This is a genomic window from Dyadobacter soli (assembly GCF_900101885.1).
GTDB lineage: Bacteria > Bacteroidota > Bacteroidia > Cytophagales > Spirosomataceae > Dyadobacter > Dyadobacter soli.
Genome location: NZ_FNAN01000002.1, coordinates 396111 through 414846, shown reverse-complemented (window position 1 = coordinate 414846; position 18736 = coordinate 396111). Strand labels below are relative to the sequence as shown.

The following is an 18736-nucleotide window of genomic DNA, read 5'->3' as shown; positions in this document are numbered from 1 at the left end:
TCTTGATAATCTTAATGTTGAAAAAAGTGTAACACGCCTTGGCGCCGGAAAAATCCCGTAAAGGTACAAAATTCAAACTTCCTGCGCGGGATATTGGTTCTCTCAAATAGTAGCATATTTGCAGTTATGAATTCAGAAGCAATACATCAGCAGGAAGTGATTTGCGCGCTCGCGACGCCCTCAGGCGTGGGCGCGATAGGCGTTATACGCGTGTCGGGCCTGGGCTCGATTTCCATGGTCAACAGCGTTTTCAGAGGTAAAAACCTCGAAAAAGCCGAATCCCACACCGTGCATTTCGGCACCATCACCGCCGGCAAAGAAATCATCGACGAAGTGCTCGTCACCGTTTTCAAAACGCCGCGTTCATTTACCAAAGAAGATTCCGTCGAAATTTCCTGCCACGGCTCCGACTACATTATCCGTCAGATATTAAAGGTACTCATTACGAAAGGCGCCCGCATCGCGAAACCCGGCGAGTTCACCCAACGAGCTTTCCTCAATGGCCAGTTCGACCTCGTGCAAGCCGAAGCCGTCGCCGACCTCATCGCCGCCGACTCCCAAGCCAGCCATAAAACTGCATTGAACCAACTCCGCGGCGGCTTTTCCAAAAAGCTCGCCTCGTTGCGTTCCGAACTGATCCATTTCGCTTCGATGATAGAGCTCGAACTCGATTTCGGCGAAGAGGACGTGGAATTCGCCGAACGCGACGATTTGCGCCGCCTCATCGACGCTTTACTTGCGACCATCGAACCGCTGATCAGCTCATTTGACTTTGGGAATGCGATTAAGGAAGGTGTGCCGGTCGCCATTATCGGCTCACCTAATGTGGGCAAGTCTACATTGCTCAATGCATTGTTGAATGAAGAGAAGGCTATTGTGACTGCGATTGCGGGTACTACGCGGGATGTGATTGAGGATACCATAGTGCTGGATGGGTTGAAATTCCGCTTTATCGATACTGCGGGCATTCGGGAAACTACCGACGTCGTCGAATCCATCGGTATTGAGCGCTCGAAAGCGGCGATGGACAAGGCTGATATTGTGATTTTCCTCTTCGACAGCGCGGAGACATTGGCAGAAAACCGTGCATTGGCGGCATTGCTGCCTGCTGGGAAGGAAGTGGTTTTTGTGTTGAACAAGACGGATATTAATCCTTTGCTGGCTTCTGAATTGGTTTCCGATACATCGGATATTGTTCCTATTTCCGCGCATACGCAACAGAATTTACCTGCATTGACTTCGAAACTTGTTTCATTGGTGCATGGGCAGGCTGCGGGTGACACTGTGGTGACTAATTTGCGGCATTATGAGCATTTGCTCAAAACGTCTGATTCGCTTACTGATGTTTTGAATGGGCTTTCTTTGGGCGTTACCGGGGATTTTCTGGCGCAGGATATTAGGTTGGCGCTGCATCATTTGGGGGAGATTACGGGGACTATTGTTACGGATGATTTGTTGGAGAATATTTTTTCGAAGTTTTGTATCGGGAAGTAATAGGGTATAAATACCGATAAGTACTTATAAGTAAAATGAATAAAAACCGCATTTAGAGCAATCTGATGCGGTTTTTTGTTTTTTGTTGATTTTTCTTGCTACCGATTTGTTTTGTACCTTTTTGTACCTTTTCTGGTATATTTAGTACGAGGTACAAAAAGGTACAAATTTTTGGCTTTTAGGGGGGAAATTATGAAACAAACTGAAACATCAAGAAACGTAAGGAAACATTGTGAAACGTTGGCGATCAGTAGGATATGAGCTCGACAATTGAAACAGTCCGGATATGCCAGGAGTGCGGAAAAAAATTTACCGCACGCACGACCAAGACGCGTTTTTGTACGCTGAGATGCAACCGGAGGAACTACAAAAAGCGGGAGCGAGATGCGAAGGTTAAGAAGAGCGAAAAGGAGACGGTAGAAAAACGGCAAATTCCTACCGCCAATCTTGGCGCGAAGGCATATCTGTCTGTTAAGGACGCATGTCAACTGCTTACCATTAGTCGTACCACACTGTGGCGACTTATCGGTGACAAAAAGATCAAATCAGTTAAATTGGGCCGCCGGGTGGTGATTGCCAGACATTCAATAGACAAACTATTTATATAATGGAACGTACAAGAAGCGTGAAACTCAGGGAGAAAGCACTGGCCGATGGCCGGAGGAGTTTGTATTTGGATTATTATCCGGCTATCTACATTCCCGAGACCGGAAAGGAGACGCGACGGGAGTTTTTAAAAATATACCTCTATGATAAACCTGCTAATCCGCAACAGAGGGAATACAATCGTATCAGCAAAGCAAAGGCCGAGAGTATCCGTTCTGAACGCGAAATTCAATTCATAAATCAGAACTTTGACTTCGCCGACCGGCTGAATTCAAAACGTGATTTCCTTGCCTACTTTAAGCAGCAAATGATCAAGCGAAACAAGTCGAAAGGAAACTATGATAATTGGTACGGAACATACAAATATCTTCTGCTTTATACGAGAGGCAAATGCACATTTGGCCAGGTGGATGAGAAATTTTGTGAGGGCTTTAAGTCGTTTCTCGGGACGGTCAAATCTCAAAAATCGGAGCACTCGCGACTTTCTGAAAACACCAAATACACCTATTTTAATAAATTCCGGGCTTGTGTGAAGGAAGCATTTGAGGACAAGCTTTTTGCAGTAAACCCAATTCTTCGCGTGAAAGGCGTCCCGCAAGGGGAATCGCATCGCGAGTTTCTGACCTTGGAAGAATTGAAGGAGGTATACCAAACGGAATGTGAACACCCGGTTTTGAAACGTGCAGCTATTTTTTCGGCATTGTCTGGACTTCGTTGGTCGGACATGATCAAGTTAACCTGGAAGGAGGTCCAGCATTCGGAAATGGATGGTTACTTCATTCGCTTCACACAACAAAAGACAAAAGGCGCGGAAACGCTTCACATTCCTGAACAGGCCTTTGAACAGATGGGAGAAAGAGAAGATGATAACGAACGGGTATTCAAAGGTCTAAAATATTCGGCTCATACCAATTTGCAGCTCGCACGGTGGATTATGAAGGCGGGCATAACGAAGAAGATAACCTTTCACTGTTTCCGACATACCTACGCCACGCTCCAACTGACACTTGGAACAGACATTTATACAGTCTCCAAATTGCTGGGTCATCGTCATTTAAAGACGACCGAGATATATACGAAGGTTATTGACAAAAAGAAGATAGAGGCGGCTGGTCGTATTAAACTATAAACGAATGGATTACAACGATAAAGGAGTTGTTCCAGTGGAACAAGGGCTAAATATAAACCAGTATGAACTGCAAGAGAACTTCTATGCATTCGACCGACGAACAGACTTGGCATCAAGACTCAGATATTTGGCAATCGGCCTAAGGCTGTACGAGGCTAATGACCGATCGCCTGATCTTTTTGCGGTATTTCATACTGCACGTCATCAGCGAATTAACCGAGTTATTTATTGGTTGGATCGGCTTTTGTTTCTCGCAGGTTGTTTTCTATTCTTTAAATCAAGTTTCTGGAATGGACTAGACGAACAAAGATGGGAAGCTGTGTACTTAGTATGCGGCGCGGCATGTTGGCTTGTGCCTGCTGCGATTTGGGTTTATATGAGGGGACTACGATGGAATTTCGTTCACACAATGCGTGCTCTGACAACCAGCCATTACATTATTCATTTACAAGAAACACCTATCGATGATTTTGAAGCTTTCAAGCGGTTAGAAAATAGTATCATCAAAGGTGAGTTTCATAAGTTCAATGCGCCAAATGCACAAGAGGGGACAAGCATTGCTGCGGTCCATGCTGAAATTGACCATGATGAATCTCGGCGATTGAAGACATTAGAAACGGAGGAAGAGAGCGCACAAGCTCGTAAAGTTTTAACGAGCAATAATGAGACAGATATTAATGCAAACCCAAGTTTCGAGACGGTAGCGAATGGTCTTGACATAAATGGCACTTATTCAGAGAACCAGTTTCGCCAAGAATTGACTGAAATTTCTGTCCAACCTAATCAATTCAATGATATGCCGATGCGCGATGTGATCGAATATTTTATAGTTATGTGCTGCTCATCGTGTGGGCGCGATATTCCTCAAATATCAAAGCAGGATTTTATCACTTTTCTGAGAGTTGGATTTTTGGGATGTCCGGCAGCTGGAAAAATCGCATTCGATAGATTCGAAATTGGCGTAACGCTTGACATCTTTCATCGATTTAAGATTAGATCGGTTGCCAAAGGTTATGACAGCAAGAAAGGCAAGAGTGAAAAATATTTAGGCCTTGTAATTGAGAACTTTTTGGGGTTCGATTTCAAGAAGCACAGGAAGAATTTTCGAAGTCTGCCGAAGAGTCAATTACCAAAAGTAAGTGAAAAATACAAAAGTGAAATACAATTTTTACTACCATTACAAAAATGAAAAAACGATAACAAAAACCCCATACCATTGCAAAAACAAATTTTTTGCAAATGGAAAATCCTTTCAGTATCATCGACAAGAGACTTGATAGAATCGAGTCTCTTGTCCTCGAATTAACCTCCAAGGGCGCTCAGCCCATACCGCAAAACACGCCTGATCTGCTATCTATTGACGAAGCAGTCTTATTGCTAAACCTGGCAAAGCCGACGGTCTACAACCTGGTTTCATCAGGCAAGATACCCGTCATGAAAAAGTCGAAACGCCTGTACTTTTCGCGGGATGAACTTTTGAAATGGCTTCGAACGGGGAGAAGGAAGACGGTCGAAGAAATCGAGGAAGAAGCTCGTGGATATGTTGTGGGTAACGACTATCGGAGAGCAAAAAAGTAAAAGCGAACCCCGAAGGATTCGCTGCTACACTTGGAAATGGTATTTAACTTGTGGTGAGTCAAATATACCATTTCTGTTTTCGAGAATCAATATCCGAACAGAATGATGAAAAAGTATCAAGGAATAAAATCCATTGGTCCGAGTTCGAAGAGTGCCACCGTAAATATGATCAGGTTCCTTTCATCGAAATACGACTTCCTTTACAATGTCATTTTGAACGAAGTCTTTGTGCGTGACAAAGGGCATGGTGAATATTTCGGTGTAAATCTGAACACCTTATACATAGAGGCGCGTGAAGCCGGACATAAAACGAGCGTGGCCGAGATCAATACTTTCCTATGTTCCGACTATGTTCCCAGAACCAATCCATTTGAAAGTTATTTCAATTCGGTGGCAGAGCAATGGCGAGAGCAGGAACATGGCGATTATATTGAACGGTTTGCTGGCTACATCCATGTTGATGATCCTGAGCGCTTTACAGTCCAGTTCAAAAAGTGGTTGGTCAGGTGCGTAGTTTGCGCGCTGGATGATGACTACTTCAATAAGCAGGCACTGATTTTTGTCCAGGACGCTCAGAATAGCGGCAAGACAACATTGACAAGATTCCTGATCCCAGAGCCATTGAAAGATTACCAGGTCGAAAATATTTCGGTAGATAAGGATAGCCTCATTGCGCTCTGCCAAAATTTTGCGGTCATTCAGGACGAATTGTCAACGCTTTCTAAAACGGAAATCAATGCTCAGAAAACGCTGATGAGTAAGTCGTATATAAAGGTGCGTCACCCATACGACCGAAGGCCGAGAATGGAACCTAGGCGTGCATCTGTCTGGGGTTCAACCAACAAAGCTGAGTTTCTTGTTGATGAAACTGGAAGCGTGAGGTGGCTGTGTTTCGGTGTCCGTCATATTGACTGGGCTTACAAGACCGAAATTGATATCAACCTGGTTTGGTCGCAGGCCTATCAGTTGTACAAAGTTGGTTTTAGGTATGAAATGACCGTTCAAGAAATACAGGATAATGAGCTGGCTAACAGCAAGTATAAAACCACAACTGTGGAATTTGAACTGATCCAGAAGTATTATTCCCCAGGCACCAAAGAGCAGCACGATCAGTTCTTCACGGCCACTGATTTATGCGAAACTCTCACAGGCCGAACAGAAGGGAAGTTAAAGATCAATCCAGTCGAAGTTGGAAAGGCATTGAAGTTTCTTGGCTTTGTTCAGACGCAGCGGCGTGGACACGAGAATCAGCTCTTTCCTGTAAAAGGATACTATATTTCCTATAATGATCTTACTACTTACTACAAATAGGGTTAATGCTCTTTTTATCAGCTATTTAAGTGTAGTAAGATAGTCTTGAATGATCTTACTACATCTTACTACAAATCTGTCCGTAGTAAGGTGGTACCTAAAATGTAGTAAGATGCATAATTCGACATTATAAGTTTAATGATCTCATAGTCAAATTGTTGTCTCGATTTGTAGTAAGTAGTAGGTGTAGTAGCACCGTTTTTCAATTATTTACACTTTTGTCATGAATCGCGAAATTTTAATCAGCCTTTTCGAAAAAAAGGATCGTAAACGAAGGCGGATTTTATACAGCCTTTATCAAGAGTATTTTGACCAGGGATTATCATCGGTCTTCATCGCGAAGCTGGTGAACGATGACTTGCATAGCCCAGAGCTGGTGTCGGCGGAAGACATCAAATACTGTCGGTTCTATTTCAAGGATAAAGTCAAAGTCGCCAAACGGCTCCCACCTGCGCGGGCATCTCCTAGAGAGCCGAGCGAAAAATCAGTTGCTTCCAATTCGCCCATCCAATGGTCAGATCCGGATGATTTGGACGCTATTCAAAATCAAATTGTCAAATCTAAATTTTCTAAAACATGAGTCGCATTATTGAATTTACCCTGCAATCGAAGGGCGGGGTAGGGAAGAGTCTTCATACCTATTGCCGTGCATTATCAGTTCCGGAAGAGCATTCACTTTTCGTAGATGTGGATAGCTCGACGCAGACTTCAACAAGGCAGCTAAAATTTCTGGGCCCGGAAAGACTGGAGACCATTTCACTTTTAGATGCCCGTGATGTTCTCGTGCGTGATAAGTTCCTGGGTTATATGGAAAGCCTTTCGGAAAGTAACTTTGAGCGGATTTACATGGATTTCGGAGCACCTGAATCCGAACAAATTCCGGCACTTATCCAACGCGACATTCCATTTAAGGAGTTCTGCGACGAATTGGGCTTTACTGTGGCGTTCAACATCATCATTGGCGGTGGGGGAGCGTACAAAGCATCGGTGGATTACCTCCAAAAGCTTGTATCTGTCGTCGATAGTAAGTTCGAGACAATTGTTTGGGAAAACATTACCAGCTTCAATCAATTCCCTGCACTTTCCAAGGAGCTGGCCGGGAACTGCAAACGGATGGGATTGCGATACCGCCGGTTCGGCGATTTCGAGCCTTCCACTTTGCTGGGCGGCCAGGTCTTGGACGGCATCCGGAAAGGCTTTGCCCTTTCGGACTATACACCTGGTGCGCGCATCAGACTGAAAAAGGAACTTAACGAACACTTCGGCAATGAGTAGCACCAAAGAATTCGTAACGAAAATCAAGGGACAGTTTTCGGCGAAGTACGGAATTGAAATGGATGATTGGTCCGCCATGGTCATGACTGAGATCAGTGAGCGCTTTATGGGTCTCAACCAATCAGTGAAGAAGTCTGCCGATAAAATTGAGGAGGCAGCACGCAGCGTGAAAGGCAAAACTTATCAGGTCAGTTTCAACTCGTCGCAAGAGGCTTTTAAGCTGGGCCTGGGTTTGTCTGCTCCGCTTGCCGGAATGTGTAGCCTGGTTGCAGTGTTATTTTTCTGGTATAAGACAAGTACTCAGGAGTATCAATCGATCAAGGATATTGCTCAATCTTACGAGAATGTGAGAGTGTACCGAATCCTAATGCAGGAGGGCGAGATTGTGCAACGTGAGGGGCAGTATTACCTAACTCTGTCATTAGCGAACAAGAAAGCCGGCGACATCCTGATCGGTAAGGAATATGTATTTGAAGGTAAAAAGAAACGCATACTTGTACCCCTGGGCAGATAGTGATGGATATGGAAAAAAAGAAGTTTAGAAAAAAAGGAGGACGTCCACGGTTGCCTGAGTATGAAAAGCGCGTGAATGTGACGGTTATGCTTACTCCTTCAGAAATAAAGCGGTTACGAAGCGAATGCCAGGATTATGTAGATGTTTTTGGCGTGTTTTTGCGAGAGAAGTTGCTTGCCACGAAGACAGTGCGCTTATTGATGGCGGTCGATCCGGCAGTAAGATCCGAAATGACCAATCTGTTAAAGTTTAGCGGGGTATTGACAATGATAGCAAAGCGGCTTGAATACAATGCTTTGCTCAGCCAGGATTTTATCGATATGTCCGCCAACTTGAAGAAATTAGTCCGTCATGCCCGTTATAATATTAATGAGGTGGTTGTAAGTGAAGCGGTTGTTCCAAAGGTAACACGCTCTCTATCCAAGTTGATACACACAATTTCCTCTCATCAAGCAGCCACGATAACTTCGAAGGATGTCTCTCTTTGGCATGTGTATCTTTCCGAAATTGTGGCTGAACTGGAAGAGTTTTGTGCAAGTCACGGCCTAGACATTGACTAACTGAAATGACAGGGTAGTTGAAATAAGTCTTTCTATCCCACTTTGTTCGTCTATTAAAGTGTTATTTGTGAATTACAGAATTGTGGTAATTTTGTAATTCACAAATAACACTATGGAAACGCTTTTTACAAAATTCTTGCCTAAGCTACAACGCACATCAACTAAATTCGTCCGTGACTTCATCCATCAGATCGACTGGGAACGAAATCGATTGATCGGCATTAAGGGCGCTCGTGGTGCTGGAAAGACAACCCTAGTACTGCAATATTTAAAGCAAACAGCGCTACCAACCGGCCAATCATTATACGTCAGCCTGGACGATCTTTATTTCAGTGCGCATCGACTTTACGATCTAAGCGAAGCGTTTGTCCGAACTGGCGGGCGGTTACTGGTACTGGATGAAGTTCACCGATATACCAATTGGTCGCAGGAAATCAAAAACCTTTACGATGACTTCCCTGATTTACGGATTGTATTTACAGGATCATCCATTATGCATCTGGAACGCAGCAAAGGTGATTTGAGTCGCCGTGCTGTCATGTATCATTTGCATGGACTCTCGTTCCGTGAATTTCTTCAAATCCAACAGATTGCGTCGTGGTCTGCGGTAACTCTGCCAGATCTTTTGAACAATCACACGCAAATAGCGCTGGATCTCACGCAGACAATCAAACCGCTGGCTCACTGGAACGACTATCTGCAACACGGATACTATCCCTACTTTTTGGAGAATAAAGATGTTTACCCACAGAAGCTAACCGAAACAATTCAGCTCAGTTTAGAACTGGATTTACCGGCGGTTTACGGGATAAGTTATGCTTCTGTTGACAAGCTGAAACAACTACTTGTCGTGCTAGCCGAAAGCGTTCCCATGAAACCAAACATCAGCAAACTTAGTGAAACGCTGAATACGAGTCGGGCACTTGTAGTAGAGTATATGCATTATCTGGAAGAGCTAGGCGTACTGATGTTGTTACATAGGGACAGCTTTGGCATTACCAGATTGCAGAAACCTGAGAAGGTATATCTAAGTCATCCGAATCTTCAGTTCGCATTGCACCAGAGTCGTCCGGATATAGGAACATTGCGTGAAAGCTTTTTCCTAAGCCAGGTTCAGCCGCTGCATAAAGTTGAATACACGGAGAAGGGAGACTTCAAATTGGATAGAAAGGTAACAGTTGAAGTGGGAGGGGCGAACAAAACCAGGCAACAGCTCGCGGGTATTGAGAATGCTTATGTAGCTGCTGATGGGCTTGAAGTGGGGTACAGTGATAAGATTCCGCTTTGGATGTTTGGGATGCTGTACTGATTTTTCCTGTTCTCTTTCTGTGTAGCATTGATATCGAACTACCGAGTTAAAGTCGGTAGTTCGATCCTAGTGCGCTATATTGATGAATGTGCCCCTGAAAATTCAAGTCAATTATATCCAACTCGACCAAATTCTAACTTTTTCAACCAAATTCAACCGTTTGCTACCTGTTTCAAATTTTCCGCGTTTTTTCTCAGTAGCAAGCTATGTTTTTCCATGGTCAAAATTCCGCTTCGCGTCTTTGACCATGGAAAAACGGCTTGCCCTTCGGGAGTCAATTCGCCGGAGGCTCATTGGAGTAAACATCGGAGGGTACAAGAAAAAATAGATTATCTAAACGTACTCAGTGCTTGGTGATACTAATAGAATTTCTGCTGAAAGTTACATATCTAGTGGTAAAAACAACCAGATCTTGTGGCTTGAACGCACTGTGGCTACTGCTCAGTCGGGGTTAATACCATTCTTGAAAATATTTCCATCAAGCGCATTTGGCACCCATAAAAGTGCACTATCGGTGCCTCGTGACAAGAAGCCACGAGGACACCGATCCGTTTAATGCTACGACAGACAAAGTGAGGACTCTGAAACAGGATGTTTTAGATTGCAACATTTTGGCATGAAATATCAATAATTGCCAAAGTTTTGAACTTTGAAACAATATATTTGCATTTACTAGTATGAAGAATCCAGATATAGTAAACAGGCTAATGACCCATTTCGCTGGTAAGCAAGAGTTTACCACGGACGAACTAGCTCATGTTCTACATAGCTATTCCCCAGACTCTTCACGTAGTACGATTTCTTGGAAAATAAATCAACTGAAGAAAGCAGGGGCGATATACCAAATTGGCAGGGGGCTTTATACTTTTTATTATAAGCCAGAGTTCTCCACTGAACTGAGTTTGAAATCAAAAAGAATTTATAACAGAATTAAAGGAGTTTACGCTGAAGATATCGTAGTATGGGATACTGTTCAGCTTGGTAAGATATATGGCGACGAGCTTACCAAATACTGGGTATTTGTAGCACTTAATAGAAAGGATTTGGACTTAGTATTTACAGAGATGCTCTCCTTTAGTAAAAAGGTTTTTGTGAATCCAGATAAAGAGACAGCTGCAAGATATTTGATTGCTCAGGAAGAGGCTATAATTCTTACTGCTCTGGCTTCTGAAACCCCATTTGAGGAGTTCGGTAGCTATCTATGTATGAGTATTGAAGGGATTTTAGTCAATACCTTGCTTGAGTACGAGAATATTCTGAAGCCGATAGGTTTAGATATTCATAAGTTGTTTACGCAGGCATTTAGCAATTACAATGTAAACAAGAATAGGCTTTTGCGTTATGCGACAAGGCGAGATAAGAAAAGAGAAATTATAGGACTACTAAAAACAATTGAATAATGTCTGAGGAAATAACCGAACAAGACGACCTAGTATTGGAGGATGACCAGCTAATATGTGTTCTAACTGATAGGATCAAAAAAAATAGACCACAGGAAAGTAATCTTCAATCTGTAATCCTGATGCTGAATGAGGAATATGGTTTTGATCTTACTGACATGGAGCGCGATTTTACTATTCAGTATACGGATCCTGATACAAACAAACCTAAAAGACAGAAAGTCGAGTTGGTGGTATTTGAAAAAGGAAAACCGCATAAGCAAGATTTCATTGTTCGTATCTGCATTGTTCAGGATGATCAAGTGAAAGATACCGATAAGAAGAAGGGTGTGAAAGCAACATTAGAGAATGCTATGGGAGCAGTTGAAAGTTGTGAATTTGGCCTTTGGGCAAATGGCTCCAGCTATCATTACTTGCAAAAGGACGATGATGCAATGGGTTTTGATTATGAGTTCGTCGATCTTTCAGATTTCCCTGGTGAAGGAGAAACACTAGATGATCTTGATAGAGCTGACCGCTCTTCAAGTAAAAAGCCCGCCAATGACTCCTTAATCAAAGTATTCAAGCGTTCGCACGATTATATTTATGGTAATGAAGGCCGCAAGAAAGATGCCTTTTGGCAATTGCTTAACCTTATCTTCTGCAAGCTTTATGACGAGAAACGCAGATTTATACCTTCGGAGGAAAGCTACCGCAGGAAGTTTTGGGTTGGTGTAAAAGAGCAAAATACGGAAGAAGGTAGAAGGGCAGTAACCAAACGTATTAAAGGTCTCTTTGAAGAACTGAAAGGTGATGAAATATTCTCAGAGGTATTTGACGGAAATGAAGCCATCGGCCTTACTGATAAGGGAATTGCCTTTATTGCGGGTGAGCTTTCCAAATACTCCTTCTTGGACGCTTCTGTGGATGTTAAGGGCATGGCTTACGAAACCATTGTGAGCAATACCTTAAAACAGGAAGCAGGTCAATTCTTTACGCCAAGAAACATCATCAAAGCAATGGTAGAAATGATGAATCCGTCCGAAAATGATCGTGTTCTCGATCCTGCATGTGGCTCGGGAGGCTTTTTGGTGATGGTGCTGGATCATGTGAGAAAACAGATAGCTGCTGAACTATATCCTTACTTAGATGGCCCCTTACTGGCAGAAAAGTTCAATTCTAGGGAAGTAAATGAGCGGGTCAAAGACTACGCAGAGCGTAACATTTTCGGATTTGATTTTGACCCTGACCTGAAAAAAGCAGCCAGAATGAACATGGTAATGGCTGGTGATGGACACGCAAATATCTTTCATGTTAATTCCCTTGCCTACCCCAATTGGGAGCATCCTGCTGAAATTGAAAAGATTCAAGGAGCCATTAGTAAGAGCCTTTTCGAGATGAAAGACATTGAAATCCGCTATGGAAATGATGCCCGTGAAAAATTCGACATCATTTTTACCAACCCTCCGTTTGGGGCGAAAGTGAAGGTAGAACCGGAAATCGCCAGCCAGTATTTCCTATCCAAGTACAGTGATGCCCCGGAGGTGTTATTCATTGAAGCGTGTTATAACTTTTTGAAGCCCGGAGGTAAAGTAGCCATTGTATTACCTGATGGAATATTAGGAAACCCAAATACACTTCCTGTTCGGGAATGGATATTGGACAAATTCAAAATCCTCGCTTCTGTTGACTTAGCTGTGGAGGCTTTTTTACCGCAGGTAGGTGTACAGGCTTCATTGCTATTTTTACAGAGAAAAACAGAGGTGGAAAGACAGTTAGCTCAGGATAGTGCAGAAGATTATGAGGTGTTTATGGCTATTGCTGAGAAATTAGGCAAAGACCGAAGAGGCAATCCGATCTATATGCGTGATGATGATGGTGCGGAGATTCTTTTCGATACCGAAACACAATATGTAGTGCACAAAAAAGATGGTTCGATAGAGGTAAAAACCAGAAGAGAAAAGCTTAAACAATTGGATGATGATCTACCAAGAGTTTCTGAATCATATCTCAATTTTATAAACGGTAAAGCGATATGAAAGTATTACAAGTAAAAAACTCTTGGTTTTCTGATTCTGACTTAAGATTGGATGCATCATATCATTTAAGTGATGGACCAATTGCAAAAGCCAGACTCAAGACTTCTCCTTATAGTTTAACGACCCTAAAAAATGAATGCGACAAAATTTTCTCCGGTGCTATTTTCAAAAGAACATATGTAAACTCTTATAAATATGGCTGGCCTTACTTAACTGGATCAGACATGGTAAAGGCAGATATAAATAGTGGAAAATACATTTCAAAAAAATCCACCAAGCAAGCCGAAGAATTACGAATTCAGAAGGACTGGATTTTGATCTCTTGCTCTGGCACACTCGGTAATTGTGTTTTCACAAATAGTGATTTCGAAGGTAGGATTGGAACCCACGACCTGATTAGAGTCATACCAAATGAGAAATCTGTAAAAAAGGGCTATCTATATGCGTATTTAGCTTCAAAATACGGATATGGGCTGTTAATCCAATCCAGTTATGGAGGTGTGGTAAAGCATATTGAACCACATCACATTGAAAATATTCCTATTCCGATCCTCCCTGAGGCTCAGCAGCAAGAGATAAACAACTTGATTACAAAAGCAACCGATCTACGTGTTGAGGCGAATGGACTGTTGAAGGTGTCAATTGAAAAGTTTTATGACGGCATAAATCTAGCCCAAGAGCACTTGGAAGCTCTGAACAAACCACTAGAAAGGGAGATTTCAAATTCCTATAAGATTTCCATGAATGAATTATCTGCCAATACTTTTCGGGGTAGAAATTATAGTCCAAGAAAACAGAGAATAATTAATGTTTTAAAAACCGGAGAACATAACAATTTGAGAGATGTATTATCAGTTGATCCATTTTATGGTGCTAGATATAAAAGAATAGAATCCCACTCTTTAAACTCCGTAGAACTTCTTTCACAAGGAGATATTTTTGATTTAAAACCAAAAGGTAGATCAATAGCTACAAGATCTATCAAGAATTTACATCAAGAGATAGTTTCCAAAGGCACCATCTTGATTCCGGCCCAGGGAACTTTAGGCGAGAATGAAATTTTTGGTAGAGCAAAATTTGTATGGGGATATTTGGAAAAAAAGGTTATTGCTGGTCATGCGATGAGATTTATCCCCGATGAAAGAAGAATTCAACCAGGATATCTTTTTGCTGTACTTAGTTCCTCACTGTGGTTCAGAATGCTGAGAAACACTGTTTACGGTACTAATTTATTAGGTTTCATTGTACCATTAATAAATGATCTTCCAATTCCTCGAATAGGAAATGTAAAGGAGAGTGAAATTGATCAGCTGGTCAAAGATGCATATGAAATGCTCACGATTGCTAATGAGTATGAGTATAGAGCAATCGAATTTGTAGAAAACGAAATTGAATCATGGCAAAAATCATAGTGCCCCCATATTTCGATTCCGTTGTGAATGCCGGGGAAAGACGTTTGCTGGATTACTTGCAGGTAAACCTGCCAGATAGCTTTTATCTCATTCCTAATGTGGAGTTGGCCGCCACCAATCCACGAAACAACCGGACGCAATATTGGGAGTATGATTTATTGATTGTTGCCCCACATGCGGTTTACAACGTCGAGAATAAGGACTGGAAAGGAAGAATTGAAGGAGATGATAATTATTGGTATGTCAATGATCGCCAACGGCAAAACCCATTAAAGACAGGAAGACAGAAGACGGCGATATTAGCCTCTAAACTACGGGAACATGAACCCGCTTGGACACGAGCATGGATTCAAAATATGGTTACTTTGTCCTACCCCAATACGTATGCTCCTTCGCTTTGGCAGGAATCTGCCAAGCTCACTTTCCAGCTCAATGAGCAATTGACCAGTTACCTGACGGATCCTGAACAGATTGGAAAGTCAGAGGATGATATTTTAGACATCTACCAAGACATTGTAAAGTACCTTGACGGTAGCCAAAGTAGAAAAGCACCAAATGAAAAGCACGAAGTAGAAGGTTATGAGATCATTGAAATACTTGTGCAGGAACCAAACTTCACTGAGTACCTTGTAAAACCTAAGGGCGTAACATCCTCTATTCGCAAAAGAGTCAAAGAATATTCGCTTCAGGTCGCAGGTCTTTCAGCGACCGAACTGCTCAAGCGTGAGGAGACGATTAAGAATCAGTACAAAGCCCTTCATAAAATCAAGGCAAAGCCCTTCATTCTAAACGTGGAGTTCAAGATTGATGAGGAGAATCATCAGTTTTACGAAATCTCTGACTTCTTGGATGAAAACTCCCTACGAGCAGAAGCTCGATCAAAAACCTTCACCTTTCAGGAGAAGCTGGGAATTATCCGTAATGTCATGGCTGCTTTGAAAGAGGCTCACAAAGAAAACGTCTTCCACCGAGACATTAACCCTGACAACATTTACATGAGCAGTGGTTACGCCTATCTGGGCAATTTTGGGAAATCTTACTTTTCCGACCATAACCAACAAGGCTATACGGTAATGGCTACCATAAATGAGTCCAATGCCTCGCCTTATCATCCGCTTGAATTAACAGTGGGTGATGCCACTCGTTCGTCAGACATTTATTCTCTAGGTGTATTAATCTATTGGTTGTTTACGGGAGAAGAACCTTTCAGTACGCCCTATGATCTTGATAAAATGGGTGGAAGAATACCAACTGATAAACTACCTACCGCGCTAAATAAAGCTCTGCCGAAATGGCTGGATGAACTAGCGCTCGCGACTATCCTCACAGATGATATAAAACGTATTGACAGCATAGAGCTGGTTGAAAAATTCATTGAAGATGCACTGAGGGAAGAGGATAGTGAAGTTCTACCCAAACGCACTAAAAACACCCTAGCGGAGCAGTCTACGGACACCGATGAGTTAAAGGTTGGAGACAAGATCGGAGATTACGTTATTCATCAGATTCTTGGTAAGGGGGGCTATTCCAGAGTATTTAAAGTAAAGCATCAGCTTCAAGGGAAATACTATGCTTTGAAGCTCTTCCACGAAAGTGTAAACGCCAATTCGGTGATCGACGAGTACAATGCCCTCGTTGGTTTGGAACATGACAACATAGTCAAATTTGTTTGGAATGGAGAAACGCCAAATGGACAATTTTACACGTTAATGGAGTATTTAGAAGGCGAGAATCTTAGCACTTATTCAAGGACAGATGCTAGGCTTCCGATCTATCGGGTTTACCACATGGCAAACGACATTCTAAATGCCTTGGTGTCCATGCAAAGCCTAGATAAACCCATTCTCCATAGGGATATAAAGCCCCAAAATATAATTTGGAACAATGAGGAGCGTTTCGTTCTCATTGACTTCAACGTGGCTTCGTTTGTAGATGATAATCAGGATTTCGTTGGTACGAACCCCTATCTAGCTCCTGACCTTATTGCAGATGGATATAAAGTGAACTGGGATAAGTCAGCAGATACATTTGCATTAGGCATTACGCTGTACGAAATGATCTGCAAACAATATCCTTGGGCGCCAAAAAAAATGCCTGTCCTTAGCATTGATCCGGTCAATCCAAAAGAAATCGAGCCTAGGATTTCAGATGCATTTGGGGATTTCCTCAGTAAGGCCATAAACCCTCGCTCAGCAATGCGATTTCCCAATGCAGAGATTATGTTGGATGAACTGCTGGCAATTGGTGAAGACGGTATCTTACAAGAAAGCCCAAACGGCAGGCATATTGTAGAGACTAACGACTCACAAGGCGATTTTATCAAATACATCAATTCATTATATAGTCAGTCCAAAGCAGGGAACTATGGTACACGGGCGAGTGAAAATGTCAGAGAATACGACCAGTTTACGTATACACTTTCAAAGCTGGATAGAAAGTTATTGCCCGACATTCTTGACGGGAAATACAAGCTATTAATCATAACTGGAAATGCTGGGGATGGGAAGACTGCTTTCATCAAAAGAATTGAGCAAGATAATTCAATTAGAGAGCTCAGCATCCATGAACATAAAAATGGCGCTAGGTTCAAAATCAATGCTGTCAATTTTGAAAGTAATTATGATGGCTCTCAGGATGAAGACCGACATAGCAACAATGATGTATTAGAGAGCTTCTTCGAACCATTTTCAGGGCTATCGAATTACAGCGAAGCCAATGAAGGGCGGATAATTGCAATTAATGAAGGGCGACTTGTCGAATTCTTAAAGACTACTAACAAACATAAATCTCTTCATGATACAATAGAAAACTATTTCTATAATGAAGGGCATCAGAGTCTTCCTTCTGGCCTTATGATCATCAATCTCAATTTGAGATCTGTGACTGCCCAAGATAATCAAGAACCAAGCCTTTTTAGAAGTCAGGTAAAAGCCTTGACTCAAAAGGACCTTTGGAATAAATGTGATAGCTGCAATTTAGCAAGTAAATGCTTCATTAAATATAATGTAGAGTCCTTCAACGATTCGGCTTCAGGTGAAGAAGTAATCACCCGCATGGAGTGGTTATTAAGAACAGGCAGCCTGAAACGGGAGCTCCATATTACTATGCGGGATTTACGTTCGTTCATCGCCTTTACTCTTACTAGAGATCACGAATGTGCCGATATTAAACAGTCTGTTATTGCTGGTGGAAATTGGCCAGAAGAATATTGGCAATATTATTACTTCAATATCACCAATCCTTCTCTGAAGGATTCTGGCAATCAGGATCGCTTGATCAAATTACTACGGGAAACTGACATTGGAGAAGTGGCTATTCCTGACAAAGACAGAGATCTCTTCTTTGGTCAACATAAAGGGAATGATTGCCTGGAATTTCCAGATCGTGCCGCTACACTAATCGATGAATTTAACAACAATAAGATTTGGGTTCCAGCTCACGAACAAGACAAAACACTGATTACGAGAATAAGGATAATTCAAAAAGTTTTTATCAGGCATCAATATTTTGAAGGTAAGTCAGAATTATTGTCCTTCAATAATGGATATGTGCCTATGACTAGTGAAACTGGGGAGGCTAACTTTCCTTCCTATTTACTTCGATTGCCATATCACTCGGTTTTCAGATTCATTAATGTTTTGATGAAAGGAGATGAAGGTGCGAATACCAAAGCCAGTATTTCTAGGGCTATTTCGTTGAATGAAGGATGTGATAATCCGGGAATAGATAAAGAACATTTGGTGCTCAATGCCACTGATGTTCGAGATCCATACAGTAAATCGTTCAGATTATTTAATCTAAACGATTTCGAGCTATTTGTAAATACGACAGATCATTTGGTGAAATACCTCGAATATGAACCGGACAGTTTAATTTTTCGACACAAGACTGAAAAGCACATCAAATTGACTATCTCACTTGATCTCTATGAGATGTTGTATTTCATACAGAAAGGCTTCAGTCCTTCTCTGAACGATCTAAGAGGAAAATTTATTGAATTGACCATATTCAAGAATCTGCTAGAAAATCTAATCTATAGAGAGGTACTGGTAACCCGTGATAATTTAGAGTTTTATAGAATCAGCAATGATGACCAAAGTCGCCTTTACATAGAACCAGTGAAAGTATAG

The 18736-nt window shown here is 42.1% G+C and carries 15 protein-coding genes; all 15 read left to right on the top strand.

Annotation, left to right across the window (positions count from 1 at the left end; genetic code table 11):
• The first annotated feature begins 126 nt into the window (after positions 1 to 126).
• The 15 genes from mnmE to mads6 all read left to right on the top strand — a co-directional run bounded on the left by mnmE (position 127) and on the right by mads6 (position 18736).
• Positions 127 to 1494, top strand: coding sequence for a tRNA uridine-5-carboxymethylaminomethyl(34) synthesis GTPase MnmE (gene mnmE / locus BLQ88_RS04030; protein WP_090146949.1), 1368 nt, complete (start codon positions 127 to 129; stop codon positions 1492 to 1494).
• 257 nt (positions 1495 to 1751) lie between these two features.
• Positions 1752 to 2102 (top strand): helix-turn-helix domain-containing protein, encoded by a 351-nt coding sequence (locus tag BLQ88_RS37510; RefSeq protein WP_090146947.1) that lies wholly within the window; start codon positions 1752 to 1754, stop codon positions 2100 to 2102.
• Positions 2102 to 3229, top strand: coding sequence for a tyrosine-type recombinase/integrase (locus BLQ88_RS04020; RefSeq protein ID WP_090146945.1), 1128 nt, complete (start codon positions 2102 to 2104; stop codon positions 3227 to 3229). Before BLQ88_RS37510 ends, BLQ88_RS04020 begins: the two co-directional genes overlap by 1 nt.
• A gap of 4 nt (positions 3230 to 3233) precedes the next feature.
• A complete protein-coding gene (locus BLQ88_RS04015; RefSeq protein ID WP_090146944.1) occupies positions 3234 to 4418 on the top strand; it encodes a hypothetical protein in 1185 nt (394 codons plus the stop codon).
• 50 nt (positions 4419 to 4468) lie between these two features.
• Positions 4469 to 4807 carry a helix-turn-helix domain-containing protein gene (locus tag BLQ88_RS04010; RefSeq protein ID WP_090146942.1) on the top strand — a complete coding sequence of 113 codons (339 nt, stop codon included), beginning with the start codon at positions 4469 to 4471 and terminating at the stop codon, positions 4805 to 4807.
• A 102-nt stretch (positions 4808 to 4909) separates the two neighbouring features.
• Positions 4910 to 6118, top strand: a complete 1209-nt coding sequence (locus tag BLQ88_RS04005; protein ID WP_229212563.1) for a VapE domain-containing protein — start codon at positions 4910 to 4912, stop codon at positions 6116 to 6118.
• 223 nt (positions 6119 to 6341) lie between these two features.
• On the top strand, positions 6342 to 6698 hold the full coding sequence (locus BLQ88_RS04000) for a hypothetical protein (protein WP_090146940.1): 357 nt from the start codon (positions 6342 to 6344) through the stop codon (positions 6696 to 6698).
• Complete coding sequence (locus tag BLQ88_RS03995; RefSeq protein ID WP_090146938.1) at positions 6695 to 7393, top strand: P-loop NTPase family protein; 699 nt, start codon at positions 6695 to 6697, stop codon at positions 7391 to 7393. The genes BLQ88_RS04000 and BLQ88_RS03995 overlap by 4 nt, the downstream gene beginning before the upstream one ends.
• Positions 7386 to 7907, top strand: a complete 522-nt coding sequence (locus tag BLQ88_RS03990; RefSeq protein ID WP_090146936.1) for a hypothetical protein — start codon at positions 7386 to 7388, stop codon at positions 7905 to 7907. The genes BLQ88_RS03995 and BLQ88_RS03990 overlap by 8 nt, the downstream gene beginning before the upstream one ends.
• A gap of 8 nt (positions 7908 to 7915) precedes the next feature.
• The gene (locus BLQ88_RS03985; RefSeq protein ID WP_143016792.1) at positions 7916 to 8467 is read left to right on the top strand and encodes a hypothetical protein; all 552 of its coding nucleotides are present in this window, start codon (positions 7916 to 7918) and stop codon (positions 8465 to 8467) included.
• A 112-nt stretch (positions 8468 to 8579) separates the two neighbouring features.
• Positions 8580 to 9776, top strand: coding sequence for an ATP-binding protein (locus tag BLQ88_RS03980; protein WP_090146933.1), 1197 nt, complete (start codon positions 8580 to 8582; stop codon positions 9774 to 9776).
• Between the two features lie 707 nt (positions 9777 to 10483).
• A complete protein-coding gene (locus BLQ88_RS03975) occupies positions 10484 to 11176 on the top strand; it encodes a DUF6577 family protein (RefSeq protein WP_218132887.1) in 693 nt (230 codons plus the stop codon).
• Positions 11176 to 13194 (top strand): methylation-associated defense system DNA methyltransferase MAD2, encoded by a 2019-nt coding sequence (gene mads2, locus BLQ88_RS03970; protein ID WP_090146929.1) that lies wholly within the window; start codon positions 11176 to 11178, stop codon positions 13192 to 13194. The genes BLQ88_RS03975 and mads2 overlap by 1 nt, the downstream gene beginning before the upstream one ends.
• Positions 13191 to 14606, top strand: a complete 1416-nt coding sequence (gene mads5 / locus BLQ88_RS03965) for a methylation-associated defense system restriction endonuclease subunit S MAD5 (protein WP_090146927.1) — start codon at positions 13191 to 13193, stop codon at positions 14604 to 14606. The genes mads2 and mads5 overlap by 4 nt, the downstream gene beginning before the upstream one ends.
• On the top strand, positions 14591 to 18736 hold the full coding sequence (mads6, locus tag BLQ88_RS03960) for a methylation-associated defense system protein kinase MAD6 (protein WP_090146926.1): 4146 nt from the start codon (positions 14591 to 14593) through the stop codon (positions 18734 to 18736). Before mads5 ends, mads6 begins: the two co-directional genes overlap by 16 nt.